This window comes from Mycobacterium asiaticum DSM 44297 (assembly GCF_000613245.1).
Taxonomy (GTDB): Bacteria; Actinomycetota; Actinomycetes; order Mycobacteriales; family Mycobacteriaceae; genus Mycobacterium; species Mycobacterium asiaticum.
On sequence record NZ_HG964936.1, the window covers coordinates 413,790 to 430,814 of the forward strand.

A 17,025-nucleotide genomic window follows, 5' to 3' on the forward strand; every position below is an offset into this window, starting at 1 on the left:
CCGTGCGATTCTGCGTCTGCTCGCGCAAAAGGGGCGCAACACCTGGCGGTCGCTGACGTCCATGGGGACCGCGTTGGTCCTGCTCTTCCTGCTCGCGCTCGGCGCGATTCCCGGCGCTCTGTTGCCGCAGCGCAGCCTCAACGCCGGCAAGGTCGACGAATACCTGCACACCCACCCGATGATCGGACCGTGGCTCGACGAGCTACAGGCGTTCGACGTGTTCTCCAGCTTCTGGTTCACCGCCATCTATGTCTTGCTGTTCGTGTCGCTGGTCGGTTGCCTGACGCCACGGATCCTCGAGCACGCCCGCAGCCTGCGGGCCACACCGGTGGCCGCGCCGCGCAATCTGGCCCGGCTGCCCAAACACGCCGAGGCCGAACTAGTCGGCGACCCCGAGAGCCTGGCCGCCACCATCGCCGGCCGGCTGCGCGGCTGGCGGAGGGCGACCAGACGCCACGGCGACACGGTCGAGGTGTCCGCGGAGAAGGGCTACCTGCGCGAGTTCGGCAACCTGGTCTTCCACTTCTCGCTGCTGGGCCTGCTGGTCGCCGTCGCCGTCGGCAAGCTGTTCGGCTACGAGGGCAACGTGATCGTCATCGCCGACGGCGGCCCTGGTTTCTGCTCGGCCACGCCGGCCGCGTTTGACTCGTTCCGCGCCGGCAACACCGTTGACGGCACCTCGCTGCACCCGGTCTGCCTGCGTGTCAACGACTTTCAAGCCCACTACCTGCCGTCGGGACAGGCCACCTCTTTCGCCGCCGACATCGCCTACCAGGCCGGCGACGACCTCACCTCGAACACCTGGCGGCCCTACCGGCTCGAGGTGAACCACCCGCTGCGCATCGGCGGGGACCGGGTGTACCTGCAGGGCCACGGCTACGCCCCCACCTTCACGGTGACGTTCCCGAACGGGCAGACCCGCACCTCGACGGTGCAGTGGCGGCCGGACAACCCGCAGACCCTGCTGTCGTCGGGCGTCGCGCGCATCGACCCGCCGGCCGGCAGCTATCCCACCGCCGAGGAGCGGCGTAAGCACGAGATCGCGATCCAGGGCCTGCTGGCGCCCACCGAGCAACTCGACGGCACCCTGCTGTCGTCGCGCTTCCCGGCGCTCAACGACCCCGCGGTGGCCATCGACATCTACCGCGGCGACACCGGCCTGGACACCGGCCGGCCGCAGTCGTTGTTCAATCTGGACCCCCGCCTGATCGAACAGGGCCGGCTGACCAAGGAGAAGCGAGTCAACCTGCGCGTCGGGCAGCAGGTGCGGATCGACCAGGGCCCGGCGGCCGGCACCACGGTTCGCTTCGACGGCGCCATACCGTTCGTCAACCTGCAGGTATCCCACGATCCCGGGCAGATCTGGGTGCTGGTCTTCGCGATCACCATGATGGCCGGACTGTTGGTGTCGCTGCTGGTCCGCCGGCGCCGGGTGTGGGTTCGTCTCACACCGGCCGGGGAGCCTCCAGGTACGGTCAACGTCGAACTGGGCGGCCTGGCGCGTACCGACAACTCCGGGTGGGGTGACGAGTTCGAGCGGCTGATCGAGCGGTTGACGGCAGGGGTGGGCGAATCCGGCGCGCCCGCCGGCATCCCCGCCAAGGCCGGAAGGGACGTCACATGAATACCCAGCACGTGAACATCGGGCTGGCCCGCTACTCCGATTGGGCCTTCACCTCCGCGGTGGTGGCGCTCGTGGTCGCGCTGCTCCTGCTGGCCTGCGAACTGGCCTACGTGCGGACCCGGAAACTCGAGCCGGTGGCCCTACGAAGCAGCGAACGGGGTACGCACAGCGGCGGCGTCACGACCGACAGCGCCACCCCCGGCGTCGTCGCGGACACCCCGAGCCGGCCGTTCGACGAACGCGTCGGCCGCGCCGGCCTCGCCGTGCTCTACCTCGGCATCGCGCTGTTGTTGGCCTGCATCGTGCTGCGGGGCCTGGCCACAATGCGGGTGCCCTGGGGCAACATGTACGAGTTCATCAACCTGACCTGCCTATCCGGGCTCGTCGCCGGGGCCGTCGTGCTGCGCCGCCCGCAATACCGGCCGCTGTGGGTGTTCCTGCTGCTTCCGGTGCTGATCCTGCTGACCGTGTCCGGCCGCTGGCTCTACGCCAACGCGGCACCGGTGATGCCGGCCCTGCAGTCATACTGGCTGCCCATCCACGTCTCGGTGGTCAGCCTCGGCTCGGGCGTGTTCCTGGTGGCAGGCATCGCCAGCATTCTGTTTCTGCTGCGCACCTCACGGCTCGGCGAACCGGGCACCGAGGGCCAACTGGCACGGCTGGTGCAACGCTTTCCCGACGCGCAGACGCTCGACCGGATCGCTTACCGAACCACCATCTTCGCCTTCCCGGTGTTCGGCTTCGGGGTCATCTTCGGTGCGATCTGGGCCGAGGAAGCCTGGGGCCGGTACTGGGGCTGGGACCCCAAGGAAACCGTGTCGTTCATCGCATGGGTCGTGTACGCCGCCTACCTCCATGCCAGGTCAACGGCCGGTTGGCGGGATCGCAAGGCGGCCTGGATCAACGTCGCCGGGTTCGTGGCCATGGTCTTCAATCTGTTCTTCGTTAACCTGGTGACCGTTGGCCTGCACTCGTATGCGGGCGTGGGCTGACCCGAGCGTGACCGACCCGAACAAGCGGGCAACAAGGGGGAGCACGAGTGTCAGAACATCCAACGCCGGGCGGGGGGCTCCGCGCGTCCACCCGGGTACCGGGGCGGCCGACCTCAGCCCGGACCAGCCGACCATCGAGGGTCCGGCGCCGTTCGTAGCCGAACCGCCGGTCGAAGCCACCGCCGAGGCGCCGACGCGGGCGTTCGCCGGTTTCCGCACTGAGCGCCGGCCATCCGCGCCCCCCGATCCCGTCGCCGCTACCGCGCCGTCAGTCGAGACGCCGCAGTGGGATCCGGGACCGACCACCGGTCCGGTGTCCGGTGTGACGCGGGTCGATCCGACGGCCTACGGCGCGTATTACCCGGGCCCGCCGGAGGGCGCCGGCATCGAAGAGCGGCCCCAGTTCCGTCCCGAGCCGCTGCCGCACGCGCCGTATCCCGAGCTGTCGACGACCGTCCTGCTCAAGCCGGTCAAGCCGCCGCCATCGGAAGGCTGGCGCCGGCTGCTGTACGTGCTGTCGGGTCAGCTGATCAACCTGGGGGAGAGTCCCCGGGCGATGAAGCACAACAACCTGGTTGCCCAGATCAACCGGCCGCTGCGCGGTTGTTACCGCATCGCGGTGCTGTCGTTGAAGGGCGGCGTCGGCAAGACGACGATCACCGCAACGTTGGGGTCCACCTTCGGGTCCGTTCGGGGTGACCGGGTGGTCGCCGTGGATGCCAACCCGGATCGCGGCACCCTGAGCCAGAAGCTGCCGCTCGAAACCCCGGCGACCGTGCGACACCTGCTGCGGGATGCCGATAGCATCGACCGCTACAGCGACATCCGCAGCTACACCTCACAAAACAAGGCTGGGCTGGAGGTACTCGCCTCCTCGAGCGACCCGACGTTGTCGGAGGCATTCAGCTCCGAGGACTACACGCGCAGCCTGGACATCCTCGAACGGTTCTACGGACTGGTACTGACCGACTGCGGCGCCGGACTGCTGCACTCGGCGATGTCGGCGATCCTGGCCCGGTCCGACGTGCTGATCGTGGTCGCGTCGGGCTCCATCGACGGGGCCCGCAGTGCGTCGGCGACGCTGGACTGGCTGGACGCCCACGGCCACGAGGACTTGGTGCGAAACTCGATCACTGTGATCAACGCCGTGCGGCCGCGGGCCGGCAAGGTCGACATGGACAAGGTGATCGAGCATTTCGCGCGCCGCTGCCGGGCCGTACGGGTGGTGCCCTATGACCCGCACCTGGAAGAAGGCGCCGAGATCGAGCTGGATCGGCTGAAACGGGACACCCGCGAGGCACTGCTCGAGCTGGCGGCGGTGGTCGCCGACGGCTTCCCCGGCGACCAGCGGCGCTCCAACCCGCAGTTCGTCTAACGCGGTTTGTTGTCGCCCAATCGCCGCAGGAACTCCGGATCGTCGTCAGGTCCGATGACGCGCGTCTTCGGCGGGCTGGTCTGTGACCGCGCCGCACGCCAGCCGAGATAGATCAGCGTCCCCAGAATAAGGACGACGAGCAGGTAAAGCACTCGACACCTCCTGTGAGCGAATATACCCGTGGCGGGCCTGTCGCTAGGCTCAAGTCGTGTCAGAAGCGCCTAGCGACAAGCCCACTCGGGTTCCGTCCCGCGGTCGCGGCGTCGCCGACGTCCTGCTCTACGTCGCGGCCCGGCTGCTGTTGGTGGTGGTAATCACTGCTCTGATCTACGGCGCGGGCCGGCTGATAGGGGTGGCCGACTTCCCGCTCACCGTCGCCGCACTGGGCGGCCTGGTTGTCTCCATGCCGCTGGGAATGTGGGCATTCGGCCCGCTGCGCCGGCGCGCCACGGCCACTCTTGCCGCCGCAGGTGAACATCGCCGTGCCGAACGGGACCGGTTGCGGGCCCGGCTGCGGGGGGAGTCGTCACCGGCCGACGAGGGGCCGGCCGAAGGCTGATCCTCAGCTGTCGCTGTGCAGCGGCATCCGCACCACCTGTGCGGCGTAGGTGAGTCCGGCGCCGTAGCCGATGAGCAGTGCCAAATCGCCGGGCTGGGCCGCGCCGGTGTCCATCAGTTCCGCGATGGCCAGCGGGATGGAGGCCGCGGAGGTGTTCCCGGAGTGTTCGATGTCGTTGGCGACGACGGTGTCCGGTCGCAACTGCAGGTTTTTGACCAGCAACTCGTTGATGCGGCTGTTGGCCTGATGGGGTACGAACACATCGATCTGATCCGGCCCGACACCGGCGGCCTCCAGCGCGCGGCGCCCTACGTCGCCCATCTTGAAGGCAGCCCAGCGGAACACCGCCGGACCCTCGAGCCGCACGAACGGCCGTGGGCCGGAGGGATTCTGCGCGAAGGTGATCCAGTCGATGTCCTGGCGGATTGCGCCGGACTGCTCGCCGTCACTGCCCGCCACCGTCGGCCCGATGCCCTGGGTGGGTGTCTCGCCGACCACCACCGCGGCGGCTCCGTCGGCGAAGATGAAGCAGTTGCCGCGGTCGTGCATGTCTATCGTCGGGGACAGTTTCTCGGTGCCGACCACCAGCATCTTCCCGGCGCCGCCGGCGCGGATCATGTCCGCCGCGGTGCTCAGTGCGTACCCGAACCCGGCGCAGCCGGCGGACAGATCGAAGCCCAGCACGTCGTTGGCGCCCAACGCCGCCGCGACCATCGGGGCGGCCGGCGGTGTCTGCAGGAAGTGCGTGTTGGTGGTGACGATCACGCCGTCGATGTCGGCCGGTGTCAGCGAGGCGTTCTTCAACGCCCGTCGACAGGCTTCGGCGGCCATCGAAGCCGCGGATTCGTCGTCCGCGGCGAACCGGCGCGACTTGATCCCGGTGCGCGAGTAGATCCATTCGTCGGAGGAGTCGATGTTCTCGCAGATCTCCTCGTTGGTGACGACGCGCTCAGGGCGGTAGGCGCCGACGCTGAGCAACCCGACTTTCTTCGGGCCGTTGATCGTCGCGATCTCAGTCATAGCGATGTCCTTCCCGCCGCAGCAATCGGTTGCTCCTGCCGCTGGGGCTGGATCGACTCTATGCGTGCTCGCTGTGCGCGTGCACCGGGGTCGAGCACGGACGTCGGATTACCGCAACTTGGACAGGCAGAGGACAATCGGCGGACGGTAGGCCTGCGTCCGCACCCACTGGCTGCCGGGGCAATCCGACGTGCTGGTGGTGCGTTTGGTGACCTTGTCCGTCGCGGCGCTCGACCCGCAGGCGGCGGGCGAAACGGTCACCTCCCTGCTGCCGTCCTTCTTCTTTGCCCCGGTCACCCGACGGATGCAATCGCCGACGCGGGCGTCCTTGATCGCCCGCGCCGTAGCGTCCGGCACCCCGACCGGGGCCTCGGACGTGGCGGGTGCGCTTCGCGATCGTGAACCCGCGTTGCTGTGCAGCGCCGAGTTGATCGACGCCATGAACACCAGGACGCCGATCAGCCCGATGATTCCCAGGACCGTCCCGATGTATCCCAGCGCCAGGCCGGCGATGGCAAAGCCGCGGCCGTCCTCGCCGGTGCGCTTGATCTGGGAAAGCGAAATATGCCCGAACACGATGCCCAACGGGGCCAGGACCAGCGATGTGACGAACGCGGCGATCGCAAGCGAGTTAGTGGAACGGCTGACTGGATACGGCGGATAGGGCCCCCCGAACGGACCCGACGGGCCGGGCGGCCCAGACGGTCCGGGCGGCGGCACCGGTAGACGCCGGGTCGCGTGGTCGTCGAGCCGCTCACTCATCAGAACTGATCCCCTCCCGTCGACGCCCTGTTATTTTGCGGCGCAACGCATTTGAGCAAGTAAAACACAGCGGGCCAGTTGGCGCCGGGGACTCCGTGCGGTCAGCCGGCCAGGGACAGCGCTAGCGCGACCCCGGCGGACCACACAACCATGGCCAGCCCGGTGTCGCGCAGCACGGGGATCAACTCCGGCCCGCCCAGGCCGGCGCGCACCGGCCGGTCGGCCCGCAGTGCCAGCGGCGTGGCCACCAGTCCCACGGCGCACCACGGCGTCGCTGCCAGCAGGATCAGCGTCATAACCCCGGCGGTGACCAGCAAAGCGTGGTAGAGCAGCCGGGTGCGGCGGTCACCCAACCGCACCGCGAGGGTGATCTTGCCGGATTGGGTATCGGTGGGAATGTCTCGCAGATTGTTGGCGACCAGCACCGACGACGACAACGCCCCGATCGTGACCGCCAGCACCAGGCCCACCCAGTCCACCCGCAGGGCCTGGGTGAATTGGGTGCCCAGGACGGCGACCAGGCCGAAGAACACGAACACCGCCGCCTCGCCCAGCCCCGAGTAGCCGTACGGTTTGGACCCGCCGGTGTAAAGCCAGGCCCCGGCGACACACCCCACACCGACCGCGATCAGCCACGGCGCACTGACCAGCGCCAGCGCCAGTCCCGCCACACTGCCGACGAACAGGCTGACCAGCGCCGCGGTCAGCACCGCGCGCGGCGTCGCCAGCCGGGCCCCCACCAACCGCACCGGTCCGGCCCGCACGTCGTCGGTGCCCCGGATGCCGTCGGAGTAGTCGTTTGCGTAGTTCACCCCGATGACGAAGGCGAGGGCCACCGTCAGAGCCAGCAGCGCCTTCCACCACACGGCGGCGTGCAACCACGCCGCGGCGCCGGTGCCGGCGACCACCGGGGCGACCGCGTTCGGCAGGGTCCGCGGGCGCGCCCCGGCGATCCACTGCGCAAAACTGGCCACCAGGGCATCCTGCCTCATGCATCACAATGGGCGGATGCTCGGAGTCATCGGCGGCAGCGGCTTCTACACCTTTCTCGGATCCGACACCCGCACGGTGTACCCCGAGACCCCCTGGGGTGCGCCCAGCGACCCGATCACGATCGGCGCCATCGGCGGGCACGAGGTCGCGTTCCTGCCCCGGCACGGCGCCCGTCACCAGTACTCGCCGCACACCGTCCCGTACCGGGCCAACATGTGGGCGCTGCGCGCGCTGGGGGTCCGGCGGGTATTCGCGCCGTGCGCGGTCGGCAGTCTGAACCCCCTGCTGGGGCCCGGAACGGTGGTGGTGCCCGACCAACTGGTGGACCGCACCAGTGGTCGCCCGGACACCTACTTCGACAGCGGCGGGGTGCACGCCAGCTTCGCCGATCCGTACTGCCCGACGCTGCGCAGCGCGGTGACCGGCCTGCCGGATGTGGTCGACGGCGGCACCATGGTGGTGATCCAGGGTCCGCGGTTTTCCACCCGCGCGGAGAGCCAGTGGTTCGCCGCCGCCGGCTTCAGTCTGGTCAACATGACCGGCTACCCGGAGGCCATCCTCGCTCGCGAACTCGAATTATGTTATGCAGCAATAGCTTTGGTCACCGACGTGGATGCCGGTGTGGCGGTCGGGGAAGGGGTGAAGGCCGCCGAGATCTTTGCCGCCTTTGGGGAGAACATCGTGCGGCTCAAGCAACTCGTGCAGACGGCGATCGACAATGTGGCCGACGAGCGCACCTGCACCCATTGCCTGCAGCACGCCGGGGTCCCGCTGCCATTCGAGTTGCCGTGAGGGTGTTGCTCACCGGCGCGGCCGGTTTCATCGGCGCCCGGGTCGACGCGGCGCTGCGGGCGGCGGGTCATGAGGTGATCGGCGTGGACGCGTTGCTGCCCGCCGCGCACGGTCCGAGTCCGGTGCTGCCGCCCGGGTGTCACCGGGTCGATGTGCGCGACGCCGATGCACTCGCTCCGCTGCTGTCGGGGGTGGACCTGGTGTGCCATCAGGCGGCGATGGTAGGCGCCGGTGTCGACGCCGCCGATGCGCCGGAATACGGCGGCCACAACGACTTCGGGACCACGGTGCTGCTGGCCCAGATGTTCGCCGCCGGCGTCCGGCGTCTGGTGTTGGCGTCCTCGATGGTGGTGTACGGGCAGGGGCGGTACCGGTGCGCCGAGCACGGCTCGGTGGATCCGCCGCCGCGCCGCCGCGCCGACCTGGACGCCGGCGTCTTCGAGCACCGCTGTCCGGTCTGCGGGCAGCCGGTTGTGTGGCAATTGGTCGGTGAGGACGCCGCGCTGCGGCCACGCAGCCTGTACGCGGCCAGCAAGACGGCGCAGGAACACTTCGCACTGGCCTGGTCGGAGGCCACCGGCGGTTCGGTGATCGCGCTGCGCTACCACAACGTCTACGGCCCGGGCATGCCGCGGGACACCCCGTATTCCGGGGTGGCGGCTATATTCCGCTCCTCACTCGAGAAGGGTGAGCCGCCAAGGGTTTTCGAAGACGGCCGGCAGATGCGAGATTTCGTCCACGTCGACGATGTCGCGGCGGCAAACCTGGCGGCGGTGAGCGCGGACCGCGCCGGCTTCACCGCCGCCAACGTCTGCTCGGGACGACCCATCGCCATCCTCGAAGTGGCCAGCGCCCTGTGTGCCGCGCGGGGCGGCGAGCTGTCTCCGGCCGTCACCGGCCAATACCGCAGTGGCGATGTCCGCCACATCGTGGCCGACCCCACACTGGCCGCCGAGGTGCTCGATTTCCGGGCCGCGGTGGCCCCGGGCGACGGGCTGCGCGACTTCGCGTTCGCGCCGTTGCGTTAGGACGGACGGTTCGGCGGCCGGTAGATCTTGGGCCGCAACGGCCCGGTGGTTTCCGCCGACCGGAAGATCCGGGGCGCCCGCCCCTGCCCGGACAGCACCGTGGTGGGCGGGTCGTGCTCGGTATGGGCGGCGCTGAACTGCGTCGTCCTGGCTTCCGACGGTGGCGGCGGGCCACCCGCACGGGTGGGGACGGGCACCTGGGGGCGTTGCTGCCCGGTGGGGGGTCGTGGCGCCGGCTGCCGTCGTCGCGGCCGTCGGCGCGGTTTACGGATGATCCCGGCGATGAGGACCGCGGGGAAGATCCACAGCGCCAGCACTGCCAATGCGAGGTCGAGCGTGCTGGTCATCTGCTGGGCGAAGTCGTTGCCGTAGACCGGGTTCGGTGCTGCCCCCTGAGCGAAGCGCGGCGACATGATCACGCCAATGATCACCCGCGAAGCGGTCAGCGCGAACACCAACCCGCTCAGCCACGTCGTCAGTCGCGAGGCCAAGACGCCGCCGCCCACTCGCGCCCGCAGCCACCACGCCACCCCCGCCGTCGCCGCGGCGAACGCCGCGAGCGTGAGGTTGTTATACGGGTACCTGGGGTAATTCAGCAGCACCGCCACGACCAGGGCGGTGATCCTCATCAGCACCGTGCCCACGCACCAGACGACGATCAGCATCAATGCCATGCGCACTGCCTCGCGCCACACGTCGCGGTCCTTGCGTACCAGCGGCGATCCGAACAGCGTCAGCGGCAGAAACAGGGCCGCGGCCGCCGCCCAGGCGAGATAGCCCTCGTAGCCGACGCCCGCCGTCGAGGTGTTCTGCGCGATGCCATGGAATGCGTCGATTTCGCGGCCGACGGGAAGGATCCACACCACGGTCCCGGCCACCAGCGCGGATCCGCCGAGCGCCACGGTGGCAAGCCGGGATGCCGGAGTGTTGCGCAGGATCCACCGCGATGCCACCAGTGCCGTCGCCAACGCCACCGCCCCGTACACCACCGACGTGAGGATCACCGCGGTGTTGTTGACGCCGAAAGAATCCATGCCCGCGGTGGGCAGGGCGTAGCGCACCTGCAAGCACAGGGTGAACCCGGCGCTCAGGGACGCCCCGAACATCGATGCGTAACCGACCAGGCGGGCGGCGCGCAGCCACCGCTGGTAGCTCTCCTCGTCCACGGTGGGGTGGACCAGCAGCGGCTGTGCCGCCAGCACCGCCCCGGCGACGCCCAGCCAAGCGCCGGGCCCGACCCCGGCCAGCACCTTGGCGGTGTCCACGGTCCGGATGAATTCGAACGCGGCGAACCCCGCAAAACCAACTACCAGCAGTAGGTAGGGGACATTGAGGGCAAGCCGCAGCCGTCCGTTGGGACCGGGCCGCCGGTGTGACGCCAGCAGGGACAGCAGCGACAGAGCTGTTACCGAACCCAGGACTGCCCACAGCACGGGGTTGCTGTTCGGAATGCGGAATCCGAAGTACAGGTTCCAGGGCATCAGCAAAGCCACGATGAGCAGTACGCCGGCCAACAGGTCACGTCGGAGGTTGCGCTCGCGGGCGGTGCGCCCGGTCGGCTGTGCTTCCGATCGGGATTCCGGTGCCGGCGGCCCGGGAGGGGCCCCGCGCGCGCCCACGATGGGGCCGGTCGGCGTGTCGTCGCTGCTCAGGCTCACGAGGCCCCCAAGGGATCGAGGTCGGTTGCTGCGGGCGCAGGTTTGGTCGTGCTGCAGGGGAACCCCCTGACTAGCCAGCTGCGTTGTTCGGTTGCGAACATATTCTCCATTCGGAAGACGCGGCCGCGGCTGTGAGCAGGCTATGAAGTGGCGAAGGAAATCCGGTGACCATCCCCCTGGGTAGGGAATCCGGTTACGCTGCGCACATAGGGAACCCTGTCGTCCGAATGACGAATATGCCGTCAGTGTAATGATGCCGGGACATTGCTGACTGTGGGGTAGTCAGCCGAAGGAGAGCCGTAAATGGACGTGGTGTTGGGGGTGGCCGTTACCGGCCAGGTCGCACGCCTGGCTCTGATCGAGGCCGCCCGCAGTAGCGCGGTGATCGATCAATCCACGGTCGAGCTGACGAATAATCCCGTCGCGGACCTGTCCGAGACGATTGTCGGTACGAATCGCCTGCTGACTGATGAAGGTCACCGGTTGGTCGGCACCCGACTGGTCTGGTCGGATCAGTACGCCGCCGATCAGCTGCAGCAGGCGCTGAACTATGCCGGCGTGGCGAACGTCGAGGTGGTCTCCGAGTCGCAGGCGGCCACCGCGCTGCTGGGGCCCGGTCGTGCCGGTGCCGCGGTTCTGCTGGTCGGCAGCCAGACGGCGAGCCTTGCGGTCCCCAGCGGTGATCCGGATGCGCCGCCGACGGTGCTGGCCGCGACGCCGGTAGAAGGTGACGCCGGCGCGACCTTCGACACCTTGATGGCGCAGGTCCCGGGCCACGCCGGTACCCCTGACGACGTCCTGCTGGTGGGTACGTCGCCGGAGAACACCGCGATGTTCGCCGACCAGCTGCAGTCCGCGTCCACGATGGGCGTGCAGATTCCGGGGGATCCCGACTTCGCCCTGGCGCGCGGCGCCGCCGCCGATGCGACGATGGCGGTGCCGACCGCATCTCCCGATGCGACGATGGCTGCCCCGTTCGCCAACCCGGACGCGACGATGGCCGCCCCGGCCGCATCGCCCGACGCGACGATGGCGGCGCCGTCCCTCGGCGATGCCACCATGGCAGGCCCGATACCCGGTGACGGAGGCGGCGCGAATTTCCATTCGGGTGTCTCCTCGGGAGACCCGAATGTGGCCGGGGACCCGAACGCGCCCGCGTACTTCCATTCCGGTGTGTCCTCCGGCGACCCGGCGGCGCCCGGGGACGCCACCGCCTTCATGCAGCCCGCCGACGGCGGAGCGCCCAGCTCAGGCGACGAACAGCTGGCGTATTCGCAAGCCAGCGAGTACGACATCCTGCCGGTCGACACCGACGGCTTCGACGATTACGGGGACGAGTACGCCGATGAGTACGAGGACGGCGTAGACCCGGACGATCCCGAGACGGCCGGCATCCGGCCACAGCTGAGGCGGCTGTTGATCAGCAACGCCGTTATCGGTTTTGCCGTGCTCGGCTTCGCTTCGCTGGCGGTCGCGGTCGCGGTGACCGTTCGGCCGACAGCGTCCACTTTGCCCGTCGAAGGCCACCAGAACGCCCAGCCGGGCAAGTTCATGCCGCTGTTGCCGACCGAGCAGCAAGCCCCGGTGCCACCCCCGCCGCCCGACATCCCCACCCTGGGATTCCAGGGCGGCACCGTGCCTGCCGTGCAGAATGTCCCGAGGCAAGCGCCCGCGCCGGTGGCTCCGGCCCCGGCGCCCGTACCGGCGGCTCCGGTGCCCGTGCCGGTCCCCGCTCCGTTGCCGGTGCCGATCTTCATTCCGCCGTATCCCGGCTGGCAGCCGTATCCGGGCTGGCAGCCGGCATGCCGACGACGCCGCCGACCACGGCGCCGACGACCGGTCCGACAACGCCGGTGACGACGCCGCCGACCACCGCGCCCACGACGCCGCCCACGACAGCGCCGACGACGTCGGTGACCACAGCGCCGACCACCGCGCCCACGACGCCGGCGACCACGCAACCGCCGAAGACCACAACGATTCCGCCGACGACGGTGGCTCCGACGACGGAGGCGCCGACCACCGTGGCGCCACCGACGACGGTTGCGCCGCAGCCCACGCAGGAGGTGCCGACGCAGGCGCCGACGCAGCAGCAGGTGCCTACGCAGGCGCCCACCCAGCAGGTGCCGACGCAGCAGCAGACGGTGGCTCCGCCTACGCAGGCGCCGCGCACCCAAGCACCGGTGCCGCAGGCGCCGCAGACTCAGGCGCCGGTGCCGCAGGTACCGCGCACCCAAGCACCGGTGCCGCAGGCACCCAGAGTGCCGACCGTGGCGCCGCGTGCGCCGTCGGGTGGCGGCACCAGCGGCGGCGGCAGTGGCGGGGGCGGCCGTTCCGGCACCGGGTCATTCCCGTCCTGGCCCCGCTGACCCTGCAACCGCCGTGTCCGGCGTGACGGTGGTGTTGCCCTGCCTCAACGAGGAGGAATCGCTGCCGGCGGTGCTGGCCGCGATCCCGGCCGGCTATCAGGCACTGGTGGTGGACAACAACAGCACCGACGACACCGCCGCCGTCGCCACCCGGCACGGTGCCCGGGTGATCGCCGAGCCGCGCCCCGGTTACGGGGCGGCGGTACACGCGGGAGTGGTCGCGGCGAAGACGCCGGTCGTGGCGGTCATCGACGCGGACGGCTCGATGGATCCCGGGGACCTGCCGCGGCTGGTCGACGAATTGCAGCGCGGCGCCGACCTGGTCACCGGCCGCCGGCGTCCGGTGCCCGGGCTGCACTGGCCGTGGGTGGCCCGGGTGGGCACCGTGGTGATGAGCTGGCGGCTGCGGACCCGGCACGGCCTGCCGGTGCACGACATCGCGCCGATGCGGGTGGCGCGGCGCGAGGCGTTGCTGGAGCTTGGTGTCAGCGACCGACGGTCGGGTTATCCGTTGGAGTTGCTGGTCCGTGCCGCGGCGGCGGGGTGGCGCGTGGTGGAACTCGACGTCAGCTACGGCCCCCGGACGGGCGGCAAGTCGAAGGTGAGCGGGTCGCTAAAGGGCAGCATCACCGCGATTGTCGACTTCTGGAAGGTGATTTCGTGAGCCTGCCGGTGACGGCGCTGGTGGTGGCCAAGGCGCCGGAGCCTGGACTGGCCAAGACCCGGCTGGCGGCGACGGTCGGTGACCGGGCAGCCGCCGAGATCGCCGCTGCGGCTCTGCTGGACACCCTGGACGCCGTCGCGGCGGTGCCGTTCGCCGCCCGGGTGGTGGCACTCACCGGCAACCTCGACAACGCCGCCGGTTCGGCCGAATTGCGGCGGCGGCTTGAGTCGTTCACCGTGATCGAGCAACGTGGCGACGACTTCGCCGATCGGCTCGCCAACGCCCACGCCGATGCCGCCGCCGGCTATCCGGTGCTGCAGATCGGGATGGACACCCCGCAGGTCACCCCCGCACTGCTGAAAGAGTGTGCACAACGGCTGCTGGAGAACGCGGCGGTGCTCGGGTTGGCGCTCGACGGCGGCTGGTGGCTGCTCGGGCTGACGGTCCCGGACGCGGCCGCGTGTCTGCGCGGTGTCCCCATGTCCACACCCGACACCGGCCACCTCACGCTGAAAGCATTGCGCGACAACGGCGTCGAAGTGTCCTTGGTGCGTCAACTTGCCGACGTCGACCTGGTGGACGATGTCGTCGCGGTGCGCGACGCCTGCAGCCCCGGCGGTCGATTCGCGCGGGTCACTTACGCCAACGGGCTATGAGCAGCCCGCCGGTTTCCGCGAGTCGAACCTGGCTGCGGATTTTTGCGCCGCATTTCTCCGTGTGGTTCGGTTCGGCGGTCCCAGTGGCTACCAGTTCGTGAAAATCACACTGTTCAGCACCAGTGCTCCAATGGCGTTGAGCGCCAGCCATACCCGGTGCGAGCGCACCGGCAGCAGCGCGGGCGCCGCGGTCAGCCAAATGGTGAACGGCAACCAGATCCGTTCCGTCTCGGCCTTACTGAGCATGCTCAGATCCGCGCAGCAGATCGCGACCACCGCCGCCAGCAGGAGCAGGTGCAGGCCGGACCGGCGGCGGATCGCGGCCGGGTCGAATGCTCGACCGAGTCCGGCGACACTGCCCAGGCCGATGGCACACACCACGCAGGCCAGGTTCCCCCAAACCCAGTATTGGAAGGGCCGGTCCTTCGCGATCCCCTGCCAATAGCGTTGTTGCACCAACTCGTAGCCGTCGAACCAGTAGAAGCCGGCCACGGCGAAGCTCACCGCCACCGCCACCGCGGCCAACACGGCGGGGACCAGCACGCGCAGCGCGGCCCGCCAGTTCGCCGCCGAGGCCAGCACCGCCAACGCCGGCAAGCCCATCAGCACCAGACCGTAGCTGAGGAAGATGCCCCAGCCCAGCGCCATTCCGGCCGCACCCCCCACCAATGCCGGGAACCGCGTCTCGCCGCGCACCGCCAGCGCCAGCAGGGCGATGCCCCAGGCCGCCACGCCGGCGAAGTAGCCGTCGGCCGACACCGCAACCCAGATCGCCGTCGGCGCCACGGCCAGGAACGGGGCCGCCCGCCGGGCGGTGGCTTCGTCGGCCACGGCGCGCACCGCCACCAGGACGGCGGCCGCCGCACTGGAACCCGCGAGCAGGCACAGCAGGCCCGCAAAGGCGCCCCCGTGCAGGCCGATGCGGTCCAGCCACACAAACGTCAGCAGTGCGCCAGGTGGATGTCCGGACACGTGTGTGGTCCAGGAGTGCGGCTGGAAATCCAGGATTCGGCTGGAGAACGTGCGCATCGTCGCCGCAATGTCGGTGATCCCGGGCACCTCCCACAGATATTCGTCCCGGCCGGTCAGGCGCTGCGCAAAGCCACGCTCGAAGCCGTCGATCATCGCCAGCGAGAACGCCCAAACACATGCCGTCGCCCAGGTTCCCAGCGTCAGCGTGCGCCAGGAAAGCCGTTGCGCCACAACCGGACCCCAATACACAGCGGCGGCCGCCAGCAGGGCGGCCGCCACGGTGCCCCACCCGGCGTGGATGTCCCAGTAGCCAAAGATCGGCGTGGCGCCGGCGTGCTCGGCGAACCGGTCCAGCCCGGTATCCCGGCGCGGGTCGATGCCCAGGTGCATCCGCGGCAGTGCGAACGCCGCCACCACCAGGACGACCGCGGCCGCGACCGAGGCCTTTTCCCGGCGGGCGATCCTCACGACAGGTCAGCCTATTGACCCGAACCGCCGTATCAATGCGGCCCGGTCCACCTTGCCGATGCCGCGGCGCGGCAATTCCTCGACGATGTGCAACTCGCGCGGTGCGGCGGTGCTGTCGAGTGTGCGCGCGACGTGGGTGCGCAGCTCTTTCAGCGACGGTGCCGCGGCGTCCGCGTCCACGACCACGGCGGCCGCCACTCGCTGGCCCAGGCGTTCGTCGGGCACCCCGAACACGGCGCAGTCGCGCACCGCGGGATGGTCGGCCAGGACGGTTTCCACCGGACCGGGCAGCACGGTCAACCCGCCGGTGCTGATCGCGTCGTCCACGCGGCCCAGCACGATGAGTTCGCCGGACTCGGTCACGGCGCCGAGGTCGTCGGTCAGGAACCAACCGGGCTCGGCGAACGGGTCGGGGATCACCGGGTTGCGATAGCCCTTGGCCAGCGTGTCCCCGCCCAGCATGATGCGGCCGTCGGGGCGGATGCGCAGGCCCACCCCGCTCAGCGGAATACCGTCGTAGACGCATCCGCCCGCGGTCTCGCTCATTCCGTAGGTGCGCACCACGTGGATGCCGGCTGACGCGGCGGCATCGAGCACGGGCCGCGGTGCGGGCCCGCCACCGAGCAGGATGGCGTCCAGCTCGGCGAGCGCGGCGGTGGCGCCGGGGTGGCTGAGCGCCTTGGCCAACTGGGCGGCGACCAGCGACGTGTAGCGCCTACCCGCTCCCAAACCCGCGATTGCGGAGGGTAATTCGTCGATATCGAACCCGGCGGACACATTCAGCTCCACCGGGGTGGTGCCGGCCAGGACGCTGCGGACCAAGACCTGCAACCCGGCGATGTGATACGGCGGGATGGCCAACAGCCAGCGCCCCGGCCCGCCGAGCCGTTCGCAGGTGGCCTCGGCGCTTGCCGTCAGAGCTGCCGCGGTCAGCAACGCGCCCTTGGGTGCACCGGTGGTCCCGGACGTCGTCACCACCAGGGCCACGTCATCGTCGATGTCTTCACCGATCCGCAAACCGGGTACGGCAGCATCGTCGGGCACCGCGACCATCGCCGAGTCTTGCCCGTCGAGCACCCGCTGCAGCGCGGGT

Annotated in this window: 17 protein-coding genes; 10 read left to right on the forward strand and 7 right to left on the reverse strand. The window is 69.8% G+C overall.

What is annotated here, in order from left to right; translation table 11 throughout:
• Positions 1–61 precede the first annotated feature (61 nt).
• From BN972_RS01975 to BN972_RS01985, 3 genes are read left to right on the forward strand one after another with little or no spacing between them, the layout of a single operon-like run.
• Entirely contained in the window at positions 62–1,624 is a 1,563-nt protein-coding gene (locus BN972_RS01975) for a cytochrome c biogenesis protein ResB (RefSeq protein WP_051545238.1), read from the forward strand.
• A complete protein-coding gene (gene ccsB / locus BN972_RS01980; RefSeq protein ID WP_036352281.1) occupies positions 1,621–2,616 on the forward strand; it encodes a c-type cytochrome biogenesis protein CcsB in 996 nt (331 codons plus the stop codon). Before BN972_RS01975 ends, ccsB begins: the two co-directional genes overlap by 4 nt.
• 7 nt (positions 2,617–2,623) lie before the next feature.
• Positions 2,624–3,991, forward strand: a complete 1,368-nt coding sequence (locus BN972_RS01985; protein ID WP_390176172.1) for a MinD/ParA family ATP-binding protein — start codon at positions 2,624–2,626, stop codon at positions 3,989–3,991.
• Here BN972_RS01985 and BN972_RS28690 read toward each other — a convergent pair.
• Complete coding sequence (locus BN972_RS28690; RefSeq protein WP_099050979.1) at positions 3,988–4,143, reverse strand: hypothetical protein; 156 nt, start codon at positions 4,141–4,143, stop codon at positions 3,988–3,990. The genes BN972_RS01985 and BN972_RS28690 overlap by 4 nt on opposite strands.
• A gap of 56 nt (positions 4,144–4,199) precedes the next feature.
• Between BN972_RS28690 and BN972_RS01990 the strand changes: the two genes are divergently transcribed.
• Positions 4,200–4,550, forward strand: a complete 351-nt coding sequence (locus BN972_RS01990) for a DUF4229 domain-containing protein (protein WP_036352283.1) — start codon at positions 4,200–4,202, stop codon at positions 4,548–4,550.
• A gap of 3 nt (positions 4,551–4,553) precedes the next feature.
• Here the strand turns inward: BN972_RS01990 and fabH are convergent, their stop codons facing one another.
• The 3 genes from fabH to BN972_RS02005 form a co-directional block, all read right to left on the reverse strand.
• Positions 4,554–5,570, reverse strand: a complete 1,017-nt coding sequence (gene fabH, locus BN972_RS01995; protein WP_036352285.1) for a beta-ketoacyl-ACP synthase III — start codon at positions 5,568–5,570, stop codon at positions 4,554–4,556.
• Positions 5,571–5,678: 108 nt separating this feature from the next.
• Positions 5,679–6,332, reverse strand: a complete 654-nt coding sequence (locus BN972_RS02000) for a DUF4190 domain-containing protein (RefSeq protein ID WP_051544959.1) — start codon at positions 6,330–6,332, stop codon at positions 5,679–5,681.
• Between the two features lie 101 nt (positions 6,333–6,433).
• A complete protein-coding gene (locus BN972_RS02005) occupies positions 6,434–7,306 on the reverse strand; it encodes a 1,4-dihydroxy-2-naphthoate polyprenyltransferase (protein WP_036356276.1) in 873 nt (290 codons plus the stop codon).
• Between the two features lie 34 nt (positions 7,307–7,340).
• Between BN972_RS02005 and BN972_RS02010 the strand changes: the two genes are divergently transcribed.
• Together BN972_RS02010 and BN972_RS02015 are read left to right on the forward strand one after the other, a co-directional pair.
• Positions 7,341–8,117 (forward strand): S-methyl-5'-thioadenosine phosphorylase, encoded by a 777-nt coding sequence (locus tag BN972_RS02010; RefSeq protein WP_036356279.1) that lies wholly within the window; start codon positions 7,341–7,343, stop codon positions 8,115–8,117.
• Positions 8,114–9,145, forward strand: coding sequence for an NAD-dependent epimerase/dehydratase family protein (locus BN972_RS02015; protein ID WP_036352287.1), 1,032 nt, complete (start codon positions 8,114–8,116; stop codon positions 9,143–9,145). Before BN972_RS02010 ends, BN972_RS02015 begins: the two co-directional genes overlap by 4 nt.
• On the opposite strand, the gene BN972_RS02020 is transcribed toward BN972_RS02015, so the two are convergent.
• Complete coding sequence (locus BN972_RS02020; RefSeq protein ID WP_390176191.1) at positions 9,142–10,662, reverse strand: DUF7937 domain-containing protein; 1,521 nt, start codon at positions 10,660–10,662, stop codon at positions 9,142–9,144. The two genes, BN972_RS02015 and BN972_RS02020, sit on opposite strands and share 4 nt — an antisense overlap.
• Positions 10,663–11,106: 444 nt before the next feature.
• Between BN972_RS02020 and BN972_RS02025 the strand changes: the two genes are divergently transcribed.
• The 4 genes from BN972_RS02025 to BN972_RS02035 are packed head-to-tail and all read left to right on the forward strand — an operon-like array spanning position 11,107 to position 14,492.
• Positions 11,107–12,660: a hypothetical protein gene (locus BN972_RS02025; protein ID WP_080696663.1), complete on the forward strand. Its 1,554-nt coding sequence runs from the start codon at positions 11,107–11,109 to the stop codon at positions 12,658–12,660.
• Entirely contained in the window at positions 12,606–13,172 is a 567-nt protein-coding gene (locus tag BN972_RS30095; protein ID WP_235192348.1) for a hypothetical protein, read from the forward strand. The genes BN972_RS02025 and BN972_RS30095 overlap by 55 nt, the downstream gene beginning before the upstream one ends.
• 13 nt (positions 13,173–13,185) lie before the next feature.
• Positions 13,186–13,836 (forward strand): glycosyltransferase family 2 protein, encoded by a 651-nt coding sequence (locus BN972_RS02030; protein ID WP_200869690.1) that lies wholly within the window; start codon positions 13,186–13,188, stop codon positions 13,834–13,836.
• Positions 13,833–14,492 carry a TIGR04282 family arsenosugar biosynthesis glycosyltransferase gene (locus BN972_RS02035; protein ID WP_036352293.1) on the forward strand — a complete coding sequence of 220 codons (660 nt, stop codon included), beginning with the start codon at positions 13,833–13,835 and terminating at the stop codon, positions 14,490–14,492. The genes BN972_RS02030 and BN972_RS02035 overlap by 4 nt, the downstream gene beginning before the upstream one ends.
• 87 nt (positions 14,493–14,579) lie before the next feature.
• On the opposite strand, the gene BN972_RS02040 is transcribed toward BN972_RS02035, so the two are convergent.
• Positions 14,580–15,932: a hypothetical protein gene (locus tag BN972_RS02040; RefSeq protein WP_036352296.1), complete on the reverse strand. Its 1,353-nt coding sequence runs from the start codon at positions 15,930–15,932 to the stop codon at positions 14,580–14,582.
• A gap of 6 nt (positions 15,933–15,938) precedes the next feature.
• The gene (menE, locus tag BN972_RS02045) at positions 15,939–17,009 is read right to left on the reverse strand and encodes an o-succinylbenzoate--CoA ligase (protein WP_235192411.1); all 1,071 of its coding nucleotides are present in this window, start codon (positions 17,007–17,009) and stop codon (positions 15,939–15,941) included.
• Positions 17,010–17,025 lie beyond the last annotated feature (16 nt).

Coding starts and splice junctions, on each gene's coding strand:
- BN972_RS02010 (WP_036356279.1), top strand. CDS start 7,341: ATGCTCGGAGTCATCGGCGGCAGCGGCTTCTACACCTTTCTCGGATCC.
- BN972_RS02025 (WP_080696663.1), top strand. CDS start 11,107: ATGGACGTGGTGTTGGGGGTGGCCGTTACCGGCCAGGTCGCACGCCTG.
- BN972_RS01975 (WP_051545238.1), top strand. CDS start 62: ATGGGGACCGCGTTGGTCCTGCTCTTCCTGCTCGCGCTCGGCGCGATT.
- BN972_RS02000 (WP_051544959.1), bottom strand. CDS start 6,332: ATGAGTGAGCGGCTCGACGACCACGCGACCCGGCGTCTACCGGTGCCG.
- fabH (WP_036352285.1), bottom strand. CDS start 5,570: ATGACTGAGATCGCGACGATCAACGGCCCGAAGAAAGTCGGGTTGCTC.
- ccsB (WP_036352281.1), top strand. CDS start 1,621: ATGAATACCCAGCACGTGAACATCGGGCTGGCCCGCTACTCCGATTGG.
- BN972_RS30095 (WP_235192348.1), top strand. CDS start 12,606: ATGCCGACGACGCCGCCGACCACGGCGCCGACGACCGGTCCGACAACG.